Raw genomic sequence first — 21,181 nt, forward strand, 5'->3', positions numbered from 1 at the left:
CGCTCAACGACCGGCAACAGGCGCATCCCGACTCGCTGCGCTCGCTCAACGACCGTCAACAGGCGCACCCCCGGTCTCTGAGCGAGGAGCGCAGCGACGAGTCGAAACGCCCCGCCGCAGGCGTCAGGCCTCGGGGGCTCCGGAGATGAGGCCGCGCAGCCAGTCGCGGGCCTCGACGAACACCTCGTCGGAGTAGCGGTCGGGGTAGTGCACGATGGCGCGGTCCGCGCGCGGGTACGACCCCAGGTAGATGACCTTCGGGCTGAAGCGGCGCAGGCCCAGGAGGGCGTCGGCCATGCGCTCGTCCTGGATGTGGCCGTCGGCGTCGATGACGAAGCGGTAGCGGCCGAGAGCGTCGCCGATGGGCCGCGACGCGAGCAGCGAGAGGTTGATGCCGCGCGTCGCGAACTGCTCCAGCAGTTCGAGCAGCGCTCCCGGATACTCCTCGGGCAGCTCGACGATCAGCGAGGTCTTGTCCGCGCCGGTGGGCGGCGGCGCCGACACCGTGCGGCTCACGAGCACGAAGCGCGTCACGGCGTTGGCGTTGTCGCCGATCTCCTCGGCCAGCAACTCGAGGTCGTGGTGTTCGAGGATGCCGGGAGGTGCGATGGCCGCGTCCGCGTCGCTCACGCCCTCGATCATGTCGACCGCCGAGGCCACATTGCTCGACGCGGGCAGGTGGGCGTGGTCGGGCAGCGTCGCCGACAACCACCGCAGGCACTGGCCGTAGGCGACCGGGTGCGCGGCCACGAGTCGCACGTCCTCGAGGCGCATGCCGGGGCGGCCGACGAGCACGAAGTTGACTCGCACGAGATACTCACCGACGATTCTCAGCCCGGGCATCGTCGCCAACGCGTCCTGCGCCGTGGAGACCCCGCCGTCGACCGAGTTCTCGATCGCGATCATCGCGGCATCCGAGCGGCCGTCGACGACATCGGCGAGCGCTTCCGCGACGTTGCGCACCGGACGCCAGATCTGATCGCGCGCCTCGGGCACCTGCGCGAGGGCCGCCTCCGTGAAGGTTCCGGCCGGACCGAGATAGCTGTAGGTGCGGCGCGAGGGCAGCGGTGCCGCGGGTGCCGCGGTCGACGAAGGCGCGGAAGTCACGGGTGACAGCCTACGCTGAAGGGGTGATCCGCCGATTCTCCTCTCTCGCCGTCGTCACCGCAGCAGCCCTCGCCCTGAGCCTGAGCGCCTGCGCACCGGTCGACGACAAGCCGGCGACCGAGCCCAGCCCCAGCGGCTCCGCGAGCACCACGCCCACACCCACACCGACGCCGACGCCCTCCCCGTCTCCGACCGCGGATCTCGCCTGTCTCGTCGGCGAGTGGCACATGGGCCAGGATCAGGTGACGGCGTTCTACAACGACGTGAACTCGCTGATGGCGAGCTCGGGTGCCACCTTCACGGCGACCGGCACCGCGGATCTCGAGCTGCGCAAGGACGGGTCGTACACGTGGACCCCCGCGGAGCGGGTCGCGGTCGACATCTCCGGGACGGTCACCCTCATCCAGTTCAAGGGCTCCATCACCGGCACCTACACCGTGACCGGCAACGGCATCGGCAGCCAGACGCAGGACACCTCGGGCATGGAGATCGTCGCGACGATCGACGGCAAGGGCACGGATGCCGGTGCCATCAGCCAGCAGATCTCGAACGCCCCGATCACCGACGCGAAGTACGGCTGCAAGCCCGACACGCTGACGCTGATCAACAAGCTGTCCGACAGCACGGCAGCCTCGGTCCTGCATCGGAAGTGACCGCCGGCCCGCCGCAGTGACAGACTGTGGACATGAGCCGCGCAGGACAGCCAGCCGAAGCCTCCGACCTCATCGACATCGATGAGCTCATCGCCGCCTATTACGACCGCAGACCCGATCCGTCCGTTCCCGAACAGCGCGTCGCGTTCGGTACGAGCGGCCACCGCGGGTCGTCGCTGAGCACCAGCTTCAACGAGGACCACATCCTCGCGACCACCCAGGCGATCGTCGACTACCGGGCGGCCCAGGGCATCACCGGCCCCCTGTTCCTCGGTCGCGACACCCACGGGCTGTCGCTGCCGGCCGAGCGCACCGCGGTGGAGGTGCTCGTCGCGAACGGCGTCGACGTGCGCATCGACTCCCGCGACGCGTGGGTGCCGACGCCGGCCCTCAGCCACGCCATCCTCACCTACAACCGCGGCCGCGCCCTGGACGACCCGGGCCGCGCCGACGGCATCGTCGTCACCCCGTCGCACAATCCGCCGCGCGACGGCGGCTTCAAGTACAACCCGCCGCACGGCGGGCCGGCCGACACGGATGCCACCGGGTGGATCGCCGACCGGGCCAACGCCCTGATCGCCGCGGGCCTGGACGGGGTCGCGCGCACCCCGTTCAAGGACATCGATGCGGACACGCTCGGAAGCTACGACTTCCGCGAGGGCTACGTCGCCGACCTCGCGAACATCATCGACGTGGAGGCCATCCGCCGCGCCGGCGTCCGCATCGGCGCCGACCCGCTCGGCGGCGCGTCCGTCGAGTACTGGGCGCTGATCGGCGAGCGCTACGGCCTCGACCTCACGGTCGTCAACCCCGAGGTCGACCCGACGTGGCGCTTCATGACGCTCGACTGGGACGAGAAGATCCGCATGGATCCGTCGTCGCCCTCGGCGATGGCCGCGCTCGTCGCCCGCCGCGACGAGTACGACGTGCTCACCGGCAACGACGCGGATGCCGACAGGCACGGCATCGTGACGCCCGACGCCGGCCTGATGAACCCGAACCACTACCTCGCCGTGGCGATCGACTATCTGTACGCGCACCGTCCGCAGTGGCCGGCCGACGCCGCCGTCGGCAAGACGCTCGTGTCGTCGATGATCATCGACCGGGTCGCCGCGTCGCTCGGCCGGCGCCTGCTCGAGGTGCCCGTGGGCTTCAAGTGGTTCGTTCCGGGCCTGCTGGACGGCTCGGTGGCGTTCGGTGGCGAGGAGTCGGCGGGGGCGTCCTTCCTCCGTGTCGACGGCACCGTCTGGACGACCGACAAGGACGGCATCCTGCTGTGCCTGCTCGCCGCCGAGATCATCGCGGTCACCGGCAAGAGCCCGTCGCAGCGCTACGCGGAGCTGGAGGCTGAGTTCGGCGCGTCCGCCTACCAGCGCGTGGACGCCCCGGCATCCCCCGCACAGAAGGCGGCGCTGTCGAAGCTCGCTCCGGAGGCCGTCACCGCGACGGAGCTCGCCGGCGAGCCGATCACCGCGAAGCTGTCCCACGCGCCGGGAAACGGCGCCGCGATCGGCGGCCTGAAGGTGCAGACCGAGCACGCCTGGTTCGCCGCGCGCCCGTCCGGCACCGAGGACGTCTACAAGCTCTACGCCGAGTCGTTGCGCGGTGAGGAGCATCTGCGCGAGGTGCAGGCCGAGGCCCGCGCCGTCGTCTCCGCGGCCCTGGCCGACTCGTGACGTCGCGCGACGCCTGACGTCGCGTCACACACGGCAGCGGCCCCGTCCCTCCTCTCGGAAGGGCGGGGCCGCTGTCGTGACGCCGCTCAGGCGGTCGTCACGGCGTTCTCAGCCGCGCGCCGGGCTCCGACGCCGCACGAGGGCGGCTCCCGCGATCAGCAGCAGCACCGCGACGGTGAGCGCCAGGGCGAAGGGCGCCGTCGCGCCGGTGGTGGCCAGCGTGGTCGGCGGCGCCGTGACCGTGACGGCGTACCAGCCGATCACGGTGCCCGCGGCATCCGTCACGGCGAGGCGGTGCGCACCGGCGACCGCGTCCAGCGGAACGGTCACGGGGATCGTCCCTGCGGCCGAGACCGTCGCGGCGCCGAGAGCCCGCGGGGTCGAGAACAGCCACGCGGCGACCTGCTGGCCCGCCCGATCGGCGCCGACCTGCACCGAGACGGTGCTGCCGGCGGCGATGGATGCCGGGCCCGAGATGCGCCCCTCGAGCGCGGTCGTGAGGTCGGCCTCGGTCGGCGTGGACGTGCCGGGTGCGCTCGTCGCGGTCGCCGACGGCGACGGGCTCGCGGTGGGCGATCCCGTCGGCTCGGGCGTCGCGGTCGGCGTCGGCGTCGGCGTCGCGGTCGGCGTCGGGGTCGGCGTGGCGGTGCCCGGCTGACCGGTGACCGCGTCCGAGGTCGCCGTACCCGCCGTGAAGCCGGGCGCGGTGGCCGTCGCCACGACGGTCAGCTCGTGTCCGACGTCGTCGGTCGTCACGGTGTACTGCGCGCCGTCCGCCCCGTCGATCGCGACGCCGTCGCGCTGCCAGACGTAGGCGAGGTCGGCGGTGGCGGGGTCGACGGTGCCGGGCACCGCGCTGAGGGCGGCGCCGACCGTCGGCGTGCCGCCGATCGTCACGCCCGAGAGCACGGCCGCACGCGCGACGGTCACGGTGTACGACTTCTGCGCACCGGAGGGCGCGGTCACCGTCACGGTGGCCGTCCCCTGCCCGTCGCCGGGCTGGACGACGCGGACGCTCGCGTCCTGGTCGACCGCGGTCGCGGAGACCACCGGCCAGGCCGAGCCCGCGACGGCGACCTCGTACGCGGTCGTGTCGGCGGAGAAGTCCTTCACCGACGCCGACCCGACGGTCAGTCGCGCGAGGTCGGCGACCTCCGACGGCGAGGCGGCCGGGGCGTAGATCTCCACCTCCGAGACGATGAGGTGCGTGTTCGGATACGCGTTCATCACCACGCGCACCTGTTCGGCCGAGGCCGCATCGACGGGGACGTCGACCTGCGGATCGCCGGTCGCCGGAGTGCCGACCGTGATCGTGTCGCCGATCACCCACTCCCCGGTGCCGAGGCGGTGGTCGATGTGCATCGTCTGAGCCCACGACGTGCCGCCGTCCCGCTTGAAGTAGACCTTCACGTGGGTGACGGGCGTCGGAGCGGACAGGGCGTAGGTGAGGGTGTCGGAGGCGTTGAGCGTGCCGCCGCGCCAGTTCGACCAGCCCTTGTCGGTCGTGACGCCGTTGATCGTGCGCGTGGCCGGGTAGCCGCTCTCCGTGTAGGTGGCGGTGGGCGTGCTCGTCGGGGCGACGTTCTTCTCGGTGGGCGTCGTCACGATGACCGTCAGCACGGCGTCGAGCGTGCCGCCTCCGGGCACGGCCACGGTTCCCGGCACGCGCACGGTACCGGGCGCGGCCAGCTCGGCATCCGTCACGGCATCCCACGACCACGTGACCGGTGCGGCCACCGTTGCGCCGCCCGTGCGCACCTCCAGGGGCACGGTCGGCGGCGCCGCCGCCGACACGGCGTCGAGCGTGGTCCCCGCGTAGGTGGTGAGCGAGACCGGCACGGCCGCGGTGAAGGCGCCGACGTCGACGAGCGCGCGGGCGGTGAACGGTGCGCCGAACAGGTCGGTGCCGCTGCCGGCGACCTCGGTCGTCCCGGCGGACCAGTCGTGTCCGGAGAGGTCCCAGGTCACCGCGGCGGTGCGCGTGAGGCCGCCGAGGTAGCGGACCTGCACCGTGCCCGGGAGGGTCGGAGCCACGCCCGCCTCCGTCGTGACCGTCACGTCCGCGACGGTGTCGATCGCGGTCGGCGCGAGGGTCCACGACTGGTTGGCGCCGTTGTTGGAGGTCCAGAGCCCCACGCTCGTGCCGTCGGAGGTGCCCCCGCCGTTGACGTCGAGCACCCGGGTGCTCGCGACGTTCAGGAAGGAGTAGCTCCGACCGTCGAGGGTGTTCGGCACCCACTGCGCGGCCGGATCGGCCGCCGCCTGCTCGGCGCTCTCGGTCGCGAGGGTCAGGGAGGTGCCCGACGAGGCGAGATAGCGCCCGTCGCCCGAGCGCAGCAGCACCCGCTGGCGATCGGTGCCGGCACCGCTGAGGGAGACCGCCGTCCAGGTCTGCGCCGTCGCGGCATCCGCCGTCGTCGCGGAGCTGCGGATCGTCAGCGCGGCGTTCTGCACCGTGAGCGCCTTGCCGCTCTGGGTCCCCAGCAGCTGGTAGGTCGCGCCGTCCTTCACGGCCGGCGCGGCCGCCGCGACGCCGGAGACGCCCGACACCACGAACGTGGTGACCGACTTGGCCGGCACCGTCAGCGTGGCCGTGCGGGTGAGGGGGTCGATCGCGACGTCGCTTCCGCGCACGAGCGCGTTCTGCTCGACCGCATCCGCCGGCGACTGCGTCGTCACGATCGGGGTGACCTTGGCACCGGGAGCGATCTGGCCGAAGTTCGACAGGTCCAGGCGCACCGTGCGGGCGGATGCCTCGGTGTTCACGTGCACGAGGTTCACACCGTCGCCCGCCGCCGTCACGGCCGCCGTGGTCTGGGTGTCGTTGGTCGGGACGATGTGATCGCCGGGCCGGATGTAGTGCGTGAAGTTGCGGATCGTGTTGTACTTCGCGTTCGTCAGCACCTTGCAGGACGCGTCGGCGTCACCGTCGGCGAGGCGTCGGGCGGACTGGTTCTGCGCGTTGCAGTCGAAGTCGATGAAGACGCTGCCCCAGTTGGTCTTCTCGACCTTCTGCATGTTGTACAGGTCCTCGACGGGCTGCCAGAACACCCAGGCGCGCGGCTCGAGTTCGCGCAGGTCGTCGATCATGTGACCGGCCATGCCCAGGCCGTTGTCGATGTTGGTCTGGTTGAAGCCGGCGTTCGAGCTGTCCCAGTTGCCCTCGACCTCGCTCATCCACAGCGGCTTGTCGGAGGTCTTGGCGATGTCGCGCACCATCGTGCGGTTGGACGTGCCGTAGGTGTGGACGTTGAGCTGGGAGACCTCGTCGCGAGAGGTCTGCGACCAGCCGTTCCAGTTCGTCACGAACGTCGAGGGGTTGGTCTCGTCCATGGCCGAGATCGGGACGTCGGTCGTGGTGCCGGGGGCGGCCAGGCGCGCGGCGAGCGCCTGGATCATCTGGTCCTGTCGCTGCGGACCGATGTGGGCGCCCTCCTGGCGGCTCGCGGAGCTCGGCCACGTCGCACCCTGCGGGATCGTGGTGCCCCAGTAGTTCGTGTTCGGCTCGTTGAAGGGGTCGAGCGAGTCGAACTGGATGCCGTAGGTCTCCTCGAGGTGCTCGACGACCTTGACGAGGTAGCCCGCGAACTTGTCCATGTCGGCGGGGGCGAGCTGCTCGGAGGTGGCGTTGTTGATGCCGCCGGAGACGTAGCCGCTCTGCGTGAGGAAGTACGGGGGCGAGTTGCTGAAGGCCTCCCACTTCGTGATCTTGTCCTTCAGCGCCTCGATCCACCAGCGCTGTGTCGCGTCGGCGTTCCAGTCGAAGGCGTCGGGGTCGTCGGGGTTCCAGGCCGCGGCGTAACGGGCGCGGTCGGCGTAGGTGGAGGTGATGGGCCCGGACGCGTCGCTGGCGTTCAGGTCGGGGTTCCACCATCCGTCCACGGCCCCGCCCGGCCGCAGGTACGACGGCACGTCGGTGGCGTTGCCGCCGCCGATGTTGTAGCGGGCGATGTTGAGGTTGAGGCCGTCTTCGCCGAAGACCTTCTCGAGCAGGTCCTGGCGCACCTGCTCGGGATAGCCGCCGGTCGCGTTGGCGAACCAGACGAGGCTCGTGCCCCACCCTTCGAAGGCCTCGGACGCGTAGGCGGGGTTCGGGGTGATGGTCACGGCGGATGCCGCGACGGCCGGTTCCGGCGCCGCGAGCGGCGCGATGAGACCGGTGACGCCGAGGGCGGTCACGGCGGCGAGGGCGATCAGGCCGGGGGACTTCATCGTGGGGGATTCCTCTCTGTATCGCGTCGTCGCGACCGGGGAGCCAATGCATGTTGACGTTAACATGACTGGGACAAGCCTAGAGGATCGCCGATGTTGACGTCAACATCGATGACGTCCGTGCGTCGTGCCGGCGTCGCGCCGGGTCAGGAGAGGGCGCGGGCCAGCTCCGCGCCGGCCGCGCGCAGCCACAGGACGGGGTCGGCCAGGGCGGCCCCGGCCGGGTCGAGGGCTCCGGCGCGGCGCGCGAGCTCGGTGAGCGAGACGGATGCCGCGAAGGCCGTCGCGTCCGCGTCGGGGTCGATGTGCCCGGCGACGAGCGCCGCCGGCACGCCGAGCGCGGCGGCCACGGCCGACACGTGCGCGGGAGCCTTGCCGGCGGCCGACTGGCCGTCGAAGGACCCCTCGCCCGTGACGACGACGTCGGCGTTCGCGGCGGCGTCCTCGAGCCCGATGAGGCGGGCGACCTCGGCCGCACCCGGCTCCAGGGAGGCTCCCCAGACGAGCAGGGCGAACCCCGTTCCGCCCGCCGCGCCGGCACCGGGCGTCGCGGGATCGACGTCGAACAGCGTGGCGTAGCGGGTGAGGATGGCGTCGAGCTCGGCGAGCCGGTCGGCGGCGACGCCCTTCTGCGGACCGAACACGCGCGCCGCCCCCGTCGGTCCGCACAGGGGCGCCGACACGTCGGTGAGCACCAGGGCGCCGCCGGGCGGGAGGGCACGGAGCCCCGAGAGCTCGACACCCCGCAGCAGCGGCAGGTGCCCGGCGCCGAGCCGGGGGGCCTCGACCACGGACGCGTCCGCCCGGAACCGCGCGCCGAGCGCCCGCAGCAGCCCGGCACCGCCGTCCGTCGACGCGCTGGAGCCGATCGCGAGCACGAGGCGCGAGACCCCGGCATCCAGTGCGGCCGCGATCGCGTCGCCGAAGCCCGCCGTCGAGGCCCGCCACGGATCGCGGCGGTCGCCGAAGAGCTCGATCCCCGCCGTCGAGGCCAGCTCGACCACGCCGGTGCCGGACGGCGCGTCCGGCGTCGCCGGAAGCCGCAGCCAGCTCGCCGCGACCGGTCCGCCCTCCCACGGCGCCGTGACGTCGACCGGCATCCGCCGCGACCCGGGCACCGCGGCGGCGAACGCGTCCAGCGTGCCCTCTCCCCCGTCGGCCATCGGCCGCAGCACGACCTCGTCGGCCGGCCGCACCGACAGCCATCCGTCACGGATCGCGGCCGCCGCCCGCGCCGCGGTGATCGTGCCCTTGAAGCTGTCGGGGGCGACGACGACGCGGGTCATGGGCCGATGCTACGCGGCGGCCGCCCCGGCGGTCATCGGCCGCCTCCGGCATCGGGCAGGATGGAGCCATGACGTGGCTTGTGACCGGCGGAGCGGGATACATCGGTGCGCACGTGGTGCGCGCGCTGCAGGCGGCGGGCATCGCCCCGATCGTCGTGGACGACCTCTCGAGCGGCCACGCGTCGTTCGTGCCGGAGGGCGTGCCGTTCATCGAGGGCACGATCCTGCACCGCGACCTGCTGGTCGACACCATGCGCCAGCACGGCGTCACCGGCGTCATCCACGTCGCCGGGTTCAAGTACGCGGGCGTCTCGGTGCAGCGCCCCCTGCACACCTACGAGCAGAACGTCGAGGGCACGCGGGTGGTCCTGGCGGCCATGGCGGATGCCGGCGTCCACAACATCGTCTTCTCGTCGTCGGCCGCGGTGTACGGCACCCCCGACGTGCCGCTCGTGACCGAGGATCTGCCCAAGCGTCCGGCGTCGCCGTACGGCGAGTCGAAGCTGATCGGCGAGTGGCTGCTGCGCGACCAGGGCGTCGCGACGGCCTCCGACGCGCACCCGCTGCGGCACACCTCGCTGCGCTACTTCAACGTCGTCGGCTCGGCCGACCCGTCGGTGTACGACACGAGCCCGCACAACCTCTTCCCGATCGTGTTCGAGAAGCTGATCGCGGGCGAGACGCCGCAGATCAACGGCGACGACTACGACACCCCCGACGGGACGAACGTGCGCGACTACGTGCACGTCGGCGACATCGCCGCGGCCCACGTCGTGGCGGCGCAGCGCCTCGAGGCGGGCGAACCCATCGAGGCCGCGTACAACCTCGGCTCCCAGAACGGCCTGAGCGTACGCGAGATCATGGATGCCGTGGCACGGGTGACCGGCATCGACTTCACGCCGCGGATCGGCCCGCGCCGCCCCGGCGATCCCGACCGCATCGTCGCGACGGGCGAGCTGGCCGCGCGCGACCTCGACTGGGCGAACCGCTACACCGTCGACGAGATGGTGCGCACCGGCTGGGAAGCCCGCCGCGCCGCGCACTGACAGCGCGTTTCGACTCTGCGTTTCGACTCTGCGTTTCGACTCGCTGCGCTCGCTCAACGACCGGTGAGGTACGCAGCTCCCGGTCGTTGAGCGCAACGCGCAGCGCGGAGTCGAAACGCGGTGTCAGGCCCCGAGGCGGACGACCGCCCACGCCACGGGCGCCAGCGACACGCGCAGCAGGTCGCCCTCGCGGGTGACCTCCAGCGGCCGCGGGGTCACCCGGTCCGGGTCGGCGAGGGTGTTGGAGGCACGGTAGTCGGGGTCGGTGATCGTCCACGACTCGACGAGCGACAGGGATGCCGCGTCCAGCTCCCCCAGGTCGATCTCGATGTCCGCCGCCTCCGCCACCGACCGGTTCACGAGGAACACGCTCGTGCCCTCGGCATCCGTGGTCGCGACGGCGTTCACCGCGGAGACGTCGCCGAAGCGGGTGCTCTGCACGCGCGGCGCCCCCTCGAGCTCGAGCCGGCGCGCCGTGCCGCGACCGAGCCGCGACGTGAGCGAGAACGGGTAGAACGTCGTCTGCCGCCAGGCGGGGCCGCCGGGCTCGGTCATGATCGGCGCGATGACGTTCACGAGCTGGGCGAGCGATGCGGAGCGCACGCGGTCGGCGTGCTGCAGCAGCGTGATGAGCAGGTCGCCCACGACGACGGCATCCATCACGTTGTACTCGTCCTCCAGCAGGCGCGGCGCGACCGGCCAGCCGTCGGGCACGAGGTCGCCCGCCTTGGTGCCGTCGTCGGCGAACTGGTACCAGACGTTCCACTCGTCGAACGAGAGCATGATCCGCTTGTCCGAGCCGCGTTCCGCGGCGACCTCGTCGGCCGCGGCGACGACCTCGCGCACGAACAGGTCGGTGTCCACGGCCGACACCAGGAACTCCTGCGCCTGGCCGTTGCGCTCCTGGTAGTAGGCATGGCACGAGATGAAGTCGACGTCGTCGAACGTGTGGCGCAGCACCTCACGCTCCCACTGCCCGAACGTCGGCATGTCACGCGCCGACGAGCCGCACGCGACGAGCTCGATCGTCGGATCGAGCATCCGCATCGCCTTCGCCGCGCGCGCGGCGAGCTTGCCGTAGTCCTCGGCGTCACGGTGGCCCAGCTGCCAGGGGCCGTCCATCTCGTTGCCCAGGCACCACATGCGCACGTCGAAGGGCGTGTCCCGCCCGTTCGCGGCGCGCTGGCGGGTCCACGCGGTGTCGGCGTCCACGTTGGCGTACTCGAGCAGGTCGAGCGCCTCCGCGACGTCGCGGGTGCCGAGGTTGACCGCCAGCATCAGCTCGCTGCCGACCTTCTCGAGCCACGACGAGAACTCGTGCAGCCCCACCTGGTTCGTCTCGGTCGAGCGCCAGGCCAGGTCCAGCCGTCGGGGCCGATCCGCGCGGGGACCGATGCCGTCCTCCCACCGATAGCCGGAGACGAAGTTGCCGCCGGGATAGCGGATCGTCGTGACGCCGAGCTCCTGCACGAGCGCGATCACGTCGGTGCGGAACCCCTCCTCGTCGGCGGCGGGGTGGCCCGGCTCGTGGATGCCGTCGTAGATGTGCCGGCCGAGGTGCTCGACGAAGCCGCCGTACACCCGCGGGTCGATCTCGCCGACGGGTCCGGACGCGATCACACGTGCGGTCATGGTTTCTCTCCTCACCACTCGACAGGCCTCACCACTCGACAGGCCTCACCACTCGACAGGCCCGAGCAGCAGCCGGTCGCTGAACGCCAGCACGTCGGCCCCGGTCGGTTCCAGATCGAGCACGGTGATCACGTTACGGCCCGCCCGGGTCAGCGGCGCCGGCACGAACAGCGAGTGCTGCGGCCCGGTCTGCCAGAACCGTCCCAGGCAGACGTCGTCGATCCAGACGAGGCCCGTGCCGAGCGCGCGCAGATCGAGCACGAGATCGCGGGCGGCGTCCAGCTCGACGACCGCGCGGAACACCGCGGCTCCGGCGACCGGTGCGCCGTCCGCGGCGGCCGCGTCGCCGGCGCGCGCCGGCAGCTGCTCCCACGGCACCACGACCACGTCCCACGCGGCGGGCGCGGCGCCGCCGACGGTGACGGGTCCGATCAGTCCCTTGTGCTCGCCGATGCGGGGACCGTAGTTCACGCGCCCCTGGTCTTCGACGAGGATGCCGAGCACGCCCGTGCCGCGCGGGAGCACGAGGGTGCGCTCGCGGCGGTCGCGCGAGAGGGTCCCGACCGGGACGCCGTCCAGGCTCACCCACGCGCGATCGCGCACCTCGCCGATCGCGAGGACGACGGGCGCGTCGCCGTGGGCGAGACGCGTCTCGTAGCGCAGGAACCCGCGCGCGATCCCCAGCTCGTCCATCGTGGGGGCGTGGCCCCGTCGCTGCACCTCGACATCGGCCAAGACGTCGTCCAGCGCGCAGACCGTCTCCAGCGGCACCGGCGCGGGCGCCGCGGCGAGGGGCGCCGGCAGATCACCGTCGGCGACGTCGGGCACGGGCGCGTACCGCGCGATCACCTCGCGGAAGGCCCAGAATTTCTCGGTGGGCCGGCCCGCCTCGTCCAGGGGGGCGTCGTAGTCGTAGCTCGTGACGGTCGGCTCGAACACGCCCTTGTCGTTGGCACCGTTGGTCAGACCGAAGTTCGTGCCGCCGTGGAACATGTAGATGTTCACCGAGGCGCCCGCCGCCAGCAGCGCCTCCAGCGAGGCGACGGATGCCGCCGTGGAGGAGGTCCGGTGGAACGATCCCCAGTAGTCGAACCAGCCGCACCAGAACTCGGAGCACATCAGGGGCCCCGTCGGCTGGTGGGTGCGCAGGACCGCGAGACGGTCGGCGACGTTGCCGCCGAACGATCCCGTGCGGTGCAGCTCGGGCAGGCTCCCGCGGGAGAGCATCTCGTCGGTGGGCTGGTCGACGCTGGTCAGCGGCACGCTCACGCCGGCGGCGAGGTAGACGTCGCGCAGGGCCCGCAGGTACTCCTCGCGCTCACCCGCCGTGAACTCGCCGTACGCGCCGTACTCGTTCTCGACCTGCAGGAGGATCACCGGGCCGCCGCGGTCGATCTGGCGGGGCACGACGATCTCGAGCACGCGGTCGAGGAAGCGGGTGACCGGCGCCAAGAATCGCGGGTCGGCAGAGCGCACCCCGATGTCGCCGTCGCGGAAGAGCCACGCGGGAAGTCCCCCGCCGTCCCATTCGGCGCAGATGTAGGGGCCGGGACGCACGATGGCGCGCAGCCCTTCGGCCGCGACGAGGTCGAGGAAGCGCGCGAGGTCGAGCCCGCCGTCGCTGAGGAACACCCCGGGCTCGGGCTCGTGCTCGTTCCACGGCACGTAGGTCTCGATCGTGTTCAGACCCATCAGGCGCGCGGCCCGGATACGGTCGGCCCACTGATCGGGGTGGACGCGGAAGTAGTGGAGGGCGCCGCTGAGCACCCGGAACGGCTCGTCGTCGAGCAGGAAGTCGTTCTCGCCGATGCGGAAGGAGCCGGTAGCCATGCGGGCCTCTCAGAGTCACTGTCGTTCACAGCCGCGGCGGTGGGGTGATCGGGACCACCCCACCGCCGCGGGTCGTGCGATGGGCTTACTTGTTGACGCTGAAGCCCTGGTCGGTGCCGTACGACACGTTCTTGTCCTGCCAGGCCGTCAGACCGTCCGCGATGGACGTCTTGTTCAGGTAGGCCTTGCCGACGGTGTCGGCGTAGATGCTGTTGGCGTACGACTGCCACGGCAGGTACTGCCAGCCGGTGCCGACCGACTTGGCCGCATCCACGAGCACCTCGTTGATCTTCTGACCGCCGAAGTAGTCGGAGGTCGTGTTGAGGAACGCGCTCGACTCGAGGTCGGCCGTCGTGGCGGGGAAGCCGCCCGACTGGAGGAAGACGTCGATCGAGTCCTGCGAGTTGTTGAGCCACTTGAGGAAGCCGGCGGCCAGCGCCTGGTTCTTCGAGCCCTTCATGACGACCTCGGACGAGCCGCCGTTCTCGGCGGTCACCGGGGTGCCGTCGTAGGTCGGCATGGGCGCGACGGCCCACTTGCCCTTGCCACCGGGGACGTTGGCCTCGAGCACACCCGGCATCCAGGCGCCGATCGGCAGCGACGCGATCGTGCCGTCACCGAGAGCCTGGAACCACTCGTCGCTCCAGCCGGGGATGTTGCCGAGCGAGCCGTTCTGCAGCAGCTTGTCCCAGACGGCGGTCCACTTCTTGGCTCCGGCGTCGCCGAGGTCGATCGTGACGTTCTCGCCGTCGGTCTTGAACGGACGCCCGCCCGCCTGCCAGATCATCGAGGTGCCGAAGCCGGCGTCGGTGCCCTGGTCGTTGGTGATGTACTTCGTCGGGTCGGCCGCGTGCAGCTTCTCACCGGCGGCGACGAACTCGTCCCACGTCTTGGGCACGGAGATGCCGAACTGGTCGAACACCTCCTTGTTGTAGAACAGGGCCATGGGGCCCGAGTCCTGCGGCAGGCCCCAGATGCCGCCGTTCTGCGAGACCGCGCCCCACGTCGAGGCGGTGTAGTCCTTCTCCAGGTCGCCGAAGCCGTAGGCCGTGAGGTCCAGCAGCGAACCGGAGAGCTGGAACTGCGGAAGCGACTGGTACTCGATCTGCACGACGTCGGGGATGCCCGAGCCGGCGGAGATCGCGTTCTGCAGCTTCGTGTTGTTGTCGTTGGCGCCGCCCGTGTTGACGAGGTTCACCTTGACGTTCGGGTACGCCTTCTCGAACGCGGCGACCTGGTCCTTGGCGGAGGGGGTCCACGTCCAGTAGGTGAGCTCGCCGCCGGCCTTGAGGGCCTCGTCGATCGACGAGGCGCTGCCGGCGTCGGTGCTGCTCGAGCTGTTGCCGCCGGCGCAGGCCGCGAGGCCGCTGCCGATCAGGAGCGCGGTGGCTCCGATCGCGACCACGCGCGCGATCTTCTTGGTGCTTGTCATGCTGTGTCCTTCCGCTTCTTCGTCGGATATGGGGTGGGGTGGTGTTCGTCTTGCAGCGACACCCCTGTCACTGCTTGACGCTTCCTGCGCTCAGCCCGGACTGCCAGTAGCGCTGGAGCAGGAGGAAGGCGATGACGATCGGGATGATCGTGAGGAGGGACCCGGTGATGACCAGGTTGAAGATCGGCTGCGAGCTGACCCCGACCGCCTGGAGGTTCCACTGCTGCAGACCGATCGTCAGCGGGAACAGGTTGGGGTCGTTGAGCATGATCAACGGGAGGAAGTAGTTGTTCCAGGTCGCGACGATCGCGAACAGCGCGACCGTGACGACGCCCGGTGCGAGCAGCCGCAGCGAGATCGTGAAGAACGTGCGGAACTCGCCCGAGCCGTCCACGCGCGCCGCCTCGAGCAGCTCGGTCGGCACGGAGTCGACCGCGTAGACCCAGATGAGGTACAGGCCGAAGGGCGAGATCAGCGAGGGGATGATGATCGCCCACATGGTGTTCGTCAGGCCCAGCTGGCTGAACATGAGGAACGTCGGCACCGCGAGCGCGGTCCCCGGCACGGCGATGGCGCCGAGGATGACGGCGAACACGGCGCGCTTGCCGGGGAAGTTGTACTTCGCGAGGCCGTAGCCGGCGAGGGTCGCCAGCAGCGTCGCGCCGCCGGCGCCGATCACGACGTAGATCAGGGTGTTGAGGAACCACCGCAGGAAGATGCCGTCGTTGTAGGTGAGCACCTGGCCGATGTTGTCGAACAGGGCGAACGGTCCCGAGAACCAGAGGCCGAACGAGCCGATCAGCGACTGCTGCGTCTTGGTCGAGCTGATCACGAGCCACAGCAGCGGCAGGAAGGAGTAGACCAGGAACAGCGACATGATGATGGTCAGCAGCGGCGACTTGCGCGGGCCGCGCTCACCGACGTCGGAGCGGCGTCGACGGGGCCGACCGGTCAGCGTGCCGGTGTGATCGAGGGGCAGGCCGGCCATCAGCGGTTCTCCTTACGCGTGCCACGCAGCTGGACGACGTAGGCGATGACGGCGGTGATGACACCCATGATGATCGCGATCGTCGCGGCGTAGTTGACCTGCTGGCCGATGAAGCTCAGGTTGTAGGCGTACATGTTCGGGGTGAAGTACGTCGTGAGCAGGTTCGGGACCAGCGTCTTGAGGATGTTGGGCTCGTTGAACAGCTGGAAGCTGCCGATGATCGAGAAGATCGTCGCGATGACGAGCGCACCGCGCAGCGCGGGGAGCTTGATGGCCCGGATGATGCGGAACTGGCCGGCGCCGTCGAGCGCCGCCGCCTCGTAGAGGTCTTCGGGGATCGTCCGCAGCGCGGAGTAGAAGATCAGCATGTTGTAGCCGATGAACTCCCACGTGATGATGTTGCCGATCGCCAGGAGGATCCACTGCTGGGTGAACGGCGTGACCAGTTCGAAGCCGACGAGCTGGTTGATGTTGCCGGCCAGGCCCAGGCGGTCCGAGTACATGAACCCCCACATGAGCACCGCGACGACGCCGGGCACGGCGTACGGGAGGAAGATCCCGATGCGGAACAGGGAGCTGCCGGCGAGGCGGCGCGAATCCAGGGCGAGCGCCGCGACGAGCGCGAGCAGGAGCATGACCGGCACCTGGATGATCAGCACCAGGAACACGTTGCCGAAGCCCGACCAGAACTGCGGGTCGCTGAAGGCCTGCACGTAGTTGTCCACACCGACGAACGACGTGCCGCCGATCAGCTTGGTGCGGAACACGCTGAGGTAGATCGAGTAGGCGAGCGGCGCGAGGAACGTCACGGCGAACACGATGAGGAACGGCAGGACGAACCAGAATCCCGCCCATTGGCGGTCGGACCTGCGCGCCCGGCGTCGAGCCGGGGCGGGAGCGGTGAGTACGGACATCTTCGTCTTGCCTTCTGTCGGACGGTGCCATGTTTACGTCAACATGGCGAGGTCGAGAGTAGCATGTTGACGTCAACATGTGTCAAGACTTCCCGGTCGACGCGCGAGGAGGGACGCCGATGAACAGGTCAGCAGACGGCAGCCGCAGCGTCTCCCTGCACGACGTCGCGAGGCATGCGGGCGTCTCCGGGCAGACCGTCTCGCGGGTCGCCAACAACTCCGAGCGGGTGGCCGAACCGACGCGCCACCGCGTGCTCGCGGCCATGAGCGAACTGGGCTATCGCCCCAACGTCGCGGCCCGGGCGTTGCGCCGCGGGGCCTTCGGGTCGATCGGCGTCGTGGTCTTCAGCCTCGACTCCCTCGGCAACATCGGCACGATCGGCGGCATCCTCTCGGCGGCGGCGGCGCGCGGGTACGCGATCGAGCTCATCCAGGCGCAGCCGGCACTGACGGCCGGCGACGCCGTGGCCTCGGCCGTCTCCCGCCTCGACCAGGACGCCGTCGACGGCATCATCGTCGTCATCGAGTCGCACCTCATGTCGTCGGCGTCGGTCGGCTTCCCGCCGGGGATGCCGAGTGTGCTCATCCAGTCCGGGGCCGCCGACGAGCACCCCTCGGTCACCGCCGACCAGGTGCACGGCAGCCGCCAGGCGGTCTCCCATCTGCTGGAGCTCGGGCACGAGACGGTGTGGCACATCGCGGGCCCGCCCGAGTCGAAGGCCGCCGAGCAGCGGCGGCTCGCCTGGCAGGAGACCCTGACGGCGGCCGGACGCCCCGTGCCCGAGGTGCACGTCGGGGATTGGACCGCCGAGTCGGGCTATCGGATCGGCCGCCTGCTGGCCGCGGTGCCCGAGCTGACCGCCCTGTTCGCCGCGAACGATCAGATGGCCCTCGGCGCGATGCGCGCCTTCCACGAGCGGGGCCGGCCCGTGCCGGCCGAGATCAGCGTCGTCGGCTTCGACGACATGGCCGAGGCGGCGTACTTCTGGCCGCCGCTGACGACCGTCCATCAAGACTTCGGCACCGCCGGCTCCCTGGCCGTGTCGCTCGTGGTCGACCAGATCGAGGGACGCGAGGTGTCCGGCGGCGTCCACCACGTGTCGACCTCCCTCGTCGTCCGCGGCTCCACCGGCCCGCGCGCCGGGCGCCGTCCCGCCACCGACCTGCGATGAAGGAACCGACCCCCGTGACCTCCCTGCCCGCGGCGCTGCCCGCCCACGTCCACCTGCGCGCCGGGGGCACCAGCGTCCTCGTCGACGTGCGCTGTGCCGACCAGCCGACCATCGTGCACTGGGGGCGCGACCTGGGCACCCTCACCGACATCGAGCTCGAGGGCATCGCACGGGCGGCGCGACCGCAGCGCGTGTCGGGCGGGCTGGACGCCACCGGTCGCCTCACGGTGCTGCCGCAGGCCTCCGGCGGGTGGCTGACCACCCCGGGGCTCACGGGCGATCGCGGCGGCACTGACTTCTCGACCCGGCTGGTGACGACCGCCGCGCACGTCACCCCGACGACGGCGACGTTCGTGCTGCGCGACGCGGCGGCCGGCCTGAGGGTCGAGGTGGAACTGTCCCTCGGCGTCAGCGGTCTGCTCCACCAGCGCCTGCGCCTGGTCAACGACGGCGACGCCCCGTACCGCGTCGACGGGCTGAGCGCGGGATTCCCCCTGCCGCCCACGGCGACCGAGCTGCTCACCACGACGGGCCACCACCTGCGCGAGCGCGCGCCCGAACGGCACGCCTTCACGGTCGGCGGGCACCTCCGCGAGAGCCGGCGGGGGCGCCCCGGCGCCGACGCCACGCTGGTCGTGATCGCCGGGACGCCGGGCTTCGGATTCGAGCGCGGGCTGGTGCACGGCGTACACCTGGCCTGGTCGGGCGATCACCGCCTGCTCGCCGAGCGCACCCCCACCGGCGACGCCGTCCTGCGCGCCGGTGAGCTGCTGGAGCCGGGCGAGGTGCTGCTGGCGCCGGGCGAGAGCTACGAGACCCCCGACGCGGTCGGCTCGTGGGGCGAGGGGCTCGACGATTTCGCGGCGCGCTTCCACGACGAGCTGCGGGCACGCCCGATGCACCCGACGCGGCCGCGCCCGGTGACCGTGAACACCTGGGAGGCCGTCTACTTCCGCCACGACCTGGACACCCTCCGCGCTCTCGCCGACCGGGCCGCGCGGATCGGCGCCGAGCGCTTCGTGCTCGACGACGGCTGGTTCCACGGCCGCCGCGACGATACCGCGGGACTCGGCGACTGGTGGGTGGATGCCGAGGTCTGGCCCGACGGCCTCGCGCCGCTGATCGACCACGTGCGCGAGCGCGGGATGGAGTTCGGGCTCTGGGTCGAGCCGGAGATGGTGAACCCCGACAGCGACCTGGCGCGGCGGCATCCGGACTGGCTGCTGCGCGCCCGCGACGAGCTGCCGCCGTCGGGACGGCAGCAGCAGGTGCTCGACCTCGCCCACCCCGAGGCGTACGCCTACATCGCCGAGCGCCTGCACGCGCTGCTCGACGAGTACCCGATCGCCTACCTCAAGTGGGATCACAACCGCGACCTCGCCGAGCCGGGATCGGGACCCCACGGGCGGCCGCGCGTGCGGGCGAACGTCCTGGCCCTCTACCGCCTGCTCGACGAGCTGCGCGAGCGTCATCCCGGCCTGGAGATCGAGTCCTGCGCCTCCGGGGGCGCCCGCGTCGACCTCGGCATCCTCCAGCGCACGCACCGGATCTGGACGAGCGACTGCCTCGACCCGATCGAACGGCTCGACATCCAGCGCTACACCGGACTGGTCGTCCCGCCCGAGCTGATGGGGGCGCACCTGACGAGCCCGATCGTGCATTCGACGGGGCGCACGGTGTCCCTCTCCCTCAGCGCGCTCACGGCTCTCCTCGGCCACTTCGGCGTCGAGTGGGATCTGACGGCGGAGGACGACGCGACGCTGGAGCGGATCGCCGGCTGGGTCGCCCTCTACCGCGAGCACCGCGCGCTCATCGCCACGGGGCGGAGGGTCCACGCCGATCTCGCCGACCCGGCGCTGGACCTGCGCGGCGTCGTGGCGCGCGACGGCGGCGCCGCCCTCTACGTGCACACGCAGGTGCGCACGAGCAGCGCGCACCCGTCCGCCCCCGTCACGCTGCCGGGCCTCGACCCCGACCGGCGCTACCGCATCGCGGTCATGGTCCCGGAAGGCTCGACCGGCTACCTCGGCCAGTCGCCTCTGGCCTGGGAGGAGGAGGCGGTCGTGCTGAGCGGGCGGGCCGCGGCATCCGTGGGACTTCGCCCGCCCGTGCTGCTGCCGCAGGCGGCCGCGCTGATCACCGCCTCCGCGATCGACTGACCGGGCGCGCGGGGCCGACCGGTCAGACCGGGGCGGGCCCCGTGCTGCCGCGCACGATGAGCGAGGCGGGCATGACGGTGCGCTCCGAGACCGTCGGTGCGTCCGTGCCGACCTCGAGACCCTCCTCCACCTCGTCGAGCAGGGCGACGACGGCCTGCGTCCCCAGCCGGTCGAAGTGCTGGCGCACGGTCGTCAGCGGAGGACGGTAGTTCGCCGCGTCGTCGACGTCGTCGAAGCCGACGACGCTCACGTCTTCGGGCACACGCGCACCGTGCTCGGCGAGCGCCCGCAGCGCGCCGAGCGCCATCTGGTCGTTGGCGACGAACAGCGCGGTGCCGAGCGTCCCGGCATCCAGAAGGGTCATGGCCGCGTCGTAGCCGGAGGCCGAGGTCCACGACCCCCGCACGAGGGCGCCGACGGGGCATCCGGCCCGCTCGAGGGTCTCGCGCCAGCCGCGCTCGCGCTCGGCGGCGGCGTACGACGACTCGGGGCCGGCGATGTGGGCGACCGTGCGGTGGCCGTGCGCCAGGAGGTGCGCGGTCGCGGCGGCCGCGCCGCCCGCATGGTCGGTCTCGACGCCGGCGAAGCGGTCGTCGGGCGGGGAGTCGACGACGACGAGGCGGAGGGCGGTGGGCAGGTCGGCGGACCGCACGAGCGCGGACGCCTCGTTGATGACGACGACGCCGTCGACGCCCTGCTCGTTGAGACGCTCCAGCGCCTCGGCGGCGTCGCCCGCGCCGAGCGTCACGACGGCGACGTCGTGGTCGCGTGCGGCGGCGGCGTCGGTGACGGCTTCGAGCATGAGCGAGTTGCCGACGGTGGAGAGCGTCGAGACGACGACGCCGATGGTGCCGGAGCGGCCGGTGCGCAGGGCGCGGGCGGCGCGGTGGATGCGGTAGCCGCTGCGGGCCATCGCCTCCTCGACGCGGGCGCGCGTGGCCGGATCGACGCGGGGGCTCGCATTGACCACCCGCGACACCGTCTGCGCGGACACCCCTGCGATGCGTGCGACATCCGCCATCGATGCGCGCTTGTGTGCCATCCCGACCTCCGTGTTGACGATAGCACGCACCT

The 21,181-nt window shown here is 71.6% G+C and carries 14 protein-coding genes; 5 read left to right on the forward strand and 9 right to left on the reverse strand.

Annotation, left to right across the window (positions count from 1 at the left end; all coding sequences use genetic code 11):
* Positions 1 to 123 precede the first annotated feature (123 nt).
* Positions 124 to 1,107, reverse strand: a complete 984-nt coding sequence (pheA, locus tag AC1Q49_RS02945; RefSeq protein ID WP_060958986.1) for a prephenate dehydratase — start codon at positions 1,105 to 1,107, stop codon at positions 124 to 126.
* 23 nt (positions 1,108 to 1,130) lie between these two features.
* Here pheA and AC1Q49_RS02950 point away from each other — a divergent pair, with 23 nt between their 5' ends.
* Together AC1Q49_RS02950 and pgm are read left to right on the forward strand one after the other, a co-directional pair.
* On the forward strand, positions 1,131 to 1,760 hold the full coding sequence (locus tag AC1Q49_RS02950) for a hypothetical protein (RefSeq protein WP_223849034.1): 630 nt from the start codon (positions 1,131 to 1,133) through the stop codon (positions 1,758 to 1,760).
* Between the two features lie 32 nt (positions 1,761 to 1,792).
* Positions 1,793 to 3,436, forward strand: a complete 1,644-nt coding sequence (gene pgm, locus AC1Q49_RS02955) for a phosphoglucomutase (alpha-D-glucose-1,6-bisphosphate-dependent) (protein WP_060959078.1) — start codon at positions 1,793 to 1,795, stop codon at positions 3,434 to 3,436.
* 108 nt (positions 3,437 to 3,544) lie between these two features.
* On the opposite strand, the gene AC1Q49_RS02960 is transcribed toward pgm, so the two are convergent.
* On the reverse strand, positions 3,545 to 7,648 hold the full coding sequence (locus tag AC1Q49_RS02960) for an RICIN domain-containing protein (RefSeq protein WP_492490891.1): 4,104 nt from the start codon (positions 7,646 to 7,648) through the stop codon (positions 3,545 to 3,547).
* Positions 7,649 to 7,794: 146 nt separating this feature from the next.
* A complete protein-coding gene (locus AC1Q49_RS02965) occupies positions 7,795 to 8,934 on the reverse strand; it encodes a glycerate kinase (RefSeq protein ID WP_492490892.1) in 1,140 nt (379 codons plus the stop codon).
* A gap of 68 nt (positions 8,935 to 9,002) precedes the next feature.
* On the opposite strand from AC1Q49_RS02965, the gene galE reads away from it, so the two are divergent.
* Positions 9,003 to 9,980, forward strand: a complete 978-nt coding sequence (gene galE, locus AC1Q49_RS02970; RefSeq protein ID WP_492490893.1) for a UDP-glucose 4-epimerase GalE — start codon at positions 9,003 to 9,005, stop codon at positions 9,978 to 9,980.
* Between the two features lie 123 nt (positions 9,981 to 10,103).
* Here the strand turns inward: galE and arfA are convergent, their stop codons facing one another.
* From arfA to AC1Q49_RS02995, 5 genes are all read right to left on the reverse strand, one after another.
* Complete coding sequence (gene arfA / locus AC1Q49_RS02975) at positions 10,104 to 11,612, reverse strand: arabinosylfuranosidase ArfA (RefSeq protein WP_492490894.1); 1,509 nt, start codon at positions 11,610 to 11,612, stop codon at positions 10,104 to 10,106.
* Positions 11,613 to 11,657: 45 nt separating this feature from the next.
* A complete protein-coding gene (locus AC1Q49_RS02980) occupies positions 11,658 to 13,442 on the reverse strand; it encodes a glycoside hydrolase family 35 protein (protein ID WP_191009545.1) in 1,785 nt (594 codons plus the stop codon).
* A gap of 85 nt (positions 13,443 to 13,527) precedes the next feature.
* Positions 13,528 to 14,874 (reverse strand): ABC transporter substrate-binding protein, encoded by a 1,347-nt coding sequence (locus AC1Q49_RS02985; protein ID WP_060958981.1) that lies wholly within the window; start codon positions 14,872 to 14,874, stop codon positions 13,528 to 13,530.
* Between the two features lie 67 nt (positions 14,875 to 14,941).
* Positions 14,942 to 15,862: a carbohydrate ABC transporter permease gene (locus AC1Q49_RS02990; protein WP_060958980.1), complete on the reverse strand. Its 921-nt coding sequence runs from the start codon at positions 15,860 to 15,862 to the stop codon at positions 14,942 to 14,944.
* The gene (locus AC1Q49_RS02995) at positions 15,862 to 16,776 is read right to left on the reverse strand and encodes a carbohydrate ABC transporter permease (protein ID WP_492490895.1); all 915 of its coding nucleotides are present in this window, start codon (positions 16,774 to 16,776) and stop codon (positions 15,862 to 15,864) included. The genes AC1Q49_RS02990 and AC1Q49_RS02995 overlap by 1 nt, the downstream gene beginning before the upstream one ends.
* Before the next feature lie 119 nt (positions 16,777 to 16,895).
* On the opposite strand from AC1Q49_RS02995, the gene AC1Q49_RS03000 reads away from it, so the two are divergent.
* Positions 16,896 to 17,948: a LacI family DNA-binding transcriptional regulator gene (locus AC1Q49_RS03000; RefSeq protein ID WP_492490896.1), complete on the forward strand. Its 1,053-nt coding sequence runs from the start codon at positions 16,896 to 16,898 to the stop codon at positions 17,946 to 17,948.
* Positions 17,949 to 17,962: 14 nt separating this feature from the next.
* The gene (locus tag AC1Q49_RS03005) at positions 17,963 to 20,107 is read left to right on the forward strand and encodes an alpha-galactosidase (RefSeq protein WP_492490897.1); all 2,145 of its coding nucleotides are present in this window, start codon (positions 17,963 to 17,965) and stop codon (positions 20,105 to 20,107) included.
* Between the two features lie 22 nt (positions 20,108 to 20,129).
* Here the strand turns inward: AC1Q49_RS03005 and AC1Q49_RS03010 are convergent, their stop codons facing one another.
* Positions 20,130 to 21,149, reverse strand: coding sequence for a LacI family DNA-binding transcriptional regulator (locus AC1Q49_RS03010; RefSeq protein WP_492490898.1), 1,020 nt, complete (start codon positions 21,147 to 21,149; stop codon positions 20,130 to 20,132).
* Positions 21,150 to 21,181 lie beyond the last annotated feature (32 nt).

The sequence above is a fragment of the Microbacterium sp. MPR-TSA4 genome (assembly GCF_058792815.1).

Excerpts from the sequence above, each read along its gene's own strand:
- pgm (WP_060959078.1), top strand. The coding sequence starts at position 1,793 with ATGAGCCGCGCAGGACAGCCAGCCGAAGCCTCCGACCTCATCGACATC.
- AC1Q49_RS02960 (WP_492490891.1), bottom strand. The coding sequence starts at position 7,648 with ATGAAGTCCCCCGGCCTGATCGCCCTCGCCGCCGTGACCGCCCTCGGC.
- AC1Q49_RS02965 (WP_492490892.1), bottom strand. The coding sequence starts at position 8,934 with ATGACCCGCGTCGTCGTCGCCCCCGACAGCTTCAAGGGCACGATCACC.
- galE (WP_492490893.1), top strand. The coding sequence starts at position 9,003 with ATGACGTGGCTTGTGACCGGCGGAGCGGGATACATCGGTGCGCACGTG.
- arfA (WP_492490894.1), bottom strand. The coding sequence starts at position 11,612 with ATGACCGCACGTGTGATCGCGTCCGGACCCGTCGGCGAGATCGACCCG.
- AC1Q49_RS02980 (WP_191009545.1), bottom strand. The coding sequence starts at position 13,442 with ATGGCTACCGGCTCCTTCCGCATCGGCGAGAACGACTTCCTGCTCGAC.
- AC1Q49_RS02985 (WP_060958981.1), bottom strand. The coding sequence starts at position 14,874 with ATGACAAGCACCAAGAAGATCGCGCGCGTGGTCGCGATCGGAGCCACC.
- AC1Q49_RS02990 (WP_060958980.1), bottom strand. The coding sequence starts at position 15,862 with ATGGCCGGCCTGCCCCTCGATCACACCGGCACGCTGACCGGTCGGCCC.
- AC1Q49_RS02995 (WP_492490895.1), bottom strand. The coding sequence starts at position 16,776 with ATGTCCGTACTCACCGCTCCCGCCCCGGCTCGACGCCGGGCGCGCAGG.
- AC1Q49_RS03000 (WP_492490896.1), top strand. The coding sequence starts at position 16,896 with ATGAACAGGTCAGCAGACGGCAGCCGCAGCGTCTCCCTGCACGACGTC.
- AC1Q49_RS03010 (WP_492490898.1), bottom strand. The coding sequence starts at position 21,149 with ATGGCACACAAGCGCGCATCGATGGCGGATGTCGCACGCATCGCAGGG.